Origin of the sequence: Nostoc sp. ChiQUE01b (genome assembly GCF_034531255.1) — a bacterium.
Taxonomy (GTDB): domain Bacteria; phylum Cyanobacteriota; class Cyanobacteriia; order Cyanobacteriales; family Nostocaceae; genus Nostoc.
The window spans coordinates 1-3,814 of record NZ_JAVRBM010000181.1 but is presented as its reverse complement, the minus strand read 5'-3'; the positions used below and the strand labels follow the sequence as shown (position 1 = coordinate 3,814).

General features: G+C 42.4%; 1 protein-coding gene and 1 pseudogene. Both read right to left on the bottom strand.

Annotated features, from left to right (window positions below; genetic code table 11):
* Positions 1-196, bottom strand: a pseudogene (locus RMY63_RS41320) (hypothetical protein); the annotation flags it as partial.
* Positions 197-655: 459 nt separating this feature from the next.
* Positions 656-2,563: a 1-deoxy-D-xylulose-5-phosphate synthase gene (dxs, locus tag RMY63_RS41315; RefSeq protein WP_322734213.1), complete on the bottom strand. Its 1,908-nt coding sequence runs from the start codon at positions 2,561-2,563 to the stop codon at positions 656-658.
* Between the last annotated feature and the right edge of the window lie 1,251 nt (positions 2,564-3,814).

Sequence of the window (3,814 nt, the reverse complement as noted above, 5' to 3'; positions counted from 1 at the left end):
GAGAACCATCGAAATACTCTAAGACAAATTGATCTTTACCTGCACCACCATACAAGCTATCACTTCCAGCACCACCTGATAATTGATCATTTCCACCTAGCCCAGAAAGGGTATCATTACCGTTTAAGCCTTCAATAGTGTCATTTCCAGAAGTACCGACTAAATTATCGTTCTTGTTTGTTCCTTGAATAGCCATAGTTTTACTGTGCTTTTTTTGGGTTTAAAATGTGCAAACAGAATTTGATATATCATGCAATATCTATTACATGATTTTTGTGAACTCAATAATTAATATTAAATATTAATTATTATGTTGTTCTTCAATCTCAATCAATCTATTTGAAAAAAGTACGACAAAATACGGGGTAAAACTTTACTCGTTTAACCCATGAAAACTAGAAAGCGATCGCTTGCTACTGAATTGATCCTGCTATTGAATTGATGGTATAATAATCCTAGAAATTAACTAGATTAAGTATACAGATAATGGAAAAATAAAAATAAATTTCAGTAATTATTTAATACTTGATTATTTTCGGCAATTAACTAAGGTTTAACCGAACATAATATTACTAATATTAAACTTCCCATTTTCATAAGCAAATCGCCCACACCTGAATAACAAGTGTGGGCGATTCATTCGACAAAGAATTAACTAAACAACAGTAGATAATTGCCGTTTAAAGAAAGCTTGCAACACTCTCTCTGCTATTTGATGACTAGTTAAACCGAGTTCTGTCTTAGATTCATTGGGTTCAGCATGATCTACTAACACATCTGGAACACCGAAGCGCTTGAGAGGAACGAGAATATCTGCATCTAATAAAGCTTCAGCGATCGCACTACCAAAGCCACTCATCACACAGCCTTCTTCTAAGGTGACAACACGGCCGATTTTCTTCGCTAAAGGCAAAATCAACTCGGTATCCAAAGGCTTAACGAAACGGGCATTAATTAGAGTTGCTTCAATGCCATGTTCGCTGAGAATTTCCGCAGCTTGCATTCCTGGATAGACCATTGTGCCATAGGCGACGATTAACACGTCATCGCCTGTACGCAGAATCTCGCCTTTGCCGATTTCCAAAGGTTCCCAACCTTCCTCCATTAAGGGAACGCCGTAGCCATTGCCACGAGGATAGCGCATTGCGATCGGCCCACTGGTATGATTAACGCCAGTTACTACCATGCTTTGCAGTTCTGCTTCGTCTTTGGGGGCCATGATTACCATGTTGGGAATGCAACGCAGATAGGCAATGTCATACATACCTTGGTGGGTGGGGCCATCAGATCCGACGATTCCCGCCCGATCCAAGCAGAAGAATACTGGCAGATTTTGGATGCAGACATCATGAATTATCTGGTCGTAGGCGCGTTGCAAGAAAGTGGAATAAATAGCTGCAACCGGGCGCATCCCTTCGCTTGCAAGTCCTGCTGCTAAGGTAATTGCGTGTTGTTCCGCAATGCCGACATCAACATATTGATTGGGCAGTTTTGCTTGAAGTTTATCTAAACCTGTCCCCGTTGCCATCGCCGCAGTAATGCCGATAATTTTCGGGTTTTGTTCGGCAAGTTTCACCAGAGTGTGAGAAAAGACTTTGGCATAAGCCGGAGGTTTGGGTTTATTAGAAGGAATGGCTTTGCCAGTTGCGACGTTGAAGGGGCTTTGGGCATGGTAGCCAACTTGATCTAGTTCGGCAATTTCATAACCTTTGCCTTTTACTGTTGCCACATGTACTAAAACTGGGCCCGGTATTTGATGTGCTTGTTGGAAGGTGGCAATTAGTTCTTCGAGATTATGCCCATCTACTGGCCCAATGTAGGTAAAGCCGAGTTCTTCAAAAACTGCACCTACCTTCGGAACAGCCAAACGCTTCATACCTTCTTTGATGCGTCCGAGTTCGGGTGAGAGGGATTCGCCCACGAAGGGAATTTGCTTAAACTGTTCCTCAAGATTATCTTTAATAAATTGCACCGGTTGGCTAAGGCGCATTTTGTTGAGATAGCGAGGAATCGCGCCGACGTTGCGAGATATGGACATGTCGTTGTCATTGAGAACAACCAACAGGTTAGTTTTCGGCATGTGTCCGGCATGGTTGATTGCTTCTAAAGCCATGCCGCCAGTTAGTGCCCCATCACCAATCACAGCAACGGCTTTAAATTTTTCTCCTTTCAAGTCTCGCGCCAAAGCCATGCCCAATGCTGCTGAAATACTTGTAGAAGCGTGTCCAGCCCCAAAGTGGTCAAACTTGTTTTCGCCCCGTTTGAGATAACCCGCAACTCCGTCTTTTTGTCTAAGGGTGTGGAAGCGATCGTAACGTCCTGTAAGCAGTTTGTGGGGATAAGCCTGGTGTCCTACATCCCAAATCACTTTATCCCGATCTAAGTCCAGTGTTTGGTAAAGTCCTAGTGTTAATTCGACAACACCCAACCCTGGCCCCAAGTGTCCACCATTAACTGCTACTGTTTGAAGATGCTTATCTCGAATCTGACGGGCAATCTGTTGCAGTTGGCGAACAGATAAACCGTGCAACTGATTAGGATGGGTGATTTCGCTCAGATGCATATTATAAGGTTTTCCTCTCTAACTTCGAGTCTCGGTATTTTGATTTTCCCACGGTCGGGTTGTCCACAGAATCAAACTCTTACATTATTACTAAGTTGTAGTGGAAAGTATAACTTCTTAATTGATGATGATGAAAAAGCTGTTAACCATTAACAATTCGTCAAAGAAGATTGCAATCAGTTAAAGTTATAACACATTTTTTTATGGGTAATGCTACTTAAATATAGCCTGCAATGCGTATAGAAAAACAAGTTTATTAAGAGTAATTTGCGGAATTTTCTGAAACAGATTACTCAATTTTGCTATCTTAAGTTAGTACAAAAGAAGGTTAAATATTTTATTTTTAACTATATATAGCAAGGGACTGGGGACTGGGACTGGGGAAGGTGGGGCCCCCTCTGGGGATAAGGGGTAATGGGGACTGGGGACTGGGTGAAAAGTCTTTTGGTGTCTAAGTTTTATCATCTCTTGATATCCTAACCACCAAGGCTTGTGCTATATCTAGCATAATTGCTGGTAAATATTTAACAATAGTTTCTTTTCTTCTGCGGTGACAACACCTAATTTGATCAGCGATCGCAAGTTCCTATAGCTATGAAAATATGTATCTAAAGCTACTTGATTTTTTTATTTTTAATGCACTATTTTAGCTGTGCCACGCCAATTTTGTACGATTCTCTTTAAAAGGTTGTTTGAAAAGTTGGTCGGCTGTGATATTAGGCACTTATTGATCCCCCCTAGCCCACGCCAGTCGCTCCACTTGGGGAGACCCCTTCTCTACGAGACGCTCCGCGAAGGCGCTAGCCTCTCCCTTTGGGAGAAGACCGCGCTGGCTCCCCTTAAAAAGCTACGGTGTATACACAAGTCACACCAATTCGCAATTTTCAATGACGCTCGCGGACTCGCTAACGCTGCGCTAACGCAATTCGCAATTATTACCCCACGCCTGAAGGCGTTCCGTTGAATATTGATACTACGTATTTCTATTTTTTCTTCATCAATGAAGAGGCTTGTATCCCAGAATGAACCAGTTATTCAATTGCGCGTTCGCAACGGGCGAAAAAGCGAACTGCGAATTGCGAATTGTTCGGTCAAATTACCCCCCTTAATCCCCCCTTGGTAAGATTGAATTCGGGTGGTCGTTTATTGAATTCGGGCGGTCGTTTATTGAATTTGGGCGGTCGTTTATTGAATTTGGGCGGTCGTTTATTGAATTCGGGCGGTCGTTTATTGAATTCGGGCGGTCGTTTA

What these genes read in the sequence shown, in the direction of transcription:
- dxs (WP_322734213.1), bottom strand. Translation starts at nt 2,563, where the DNA reads ATGCATCTGAGCGAAATCACCCATCCTAATCAGTTGCACGGTTTATCT.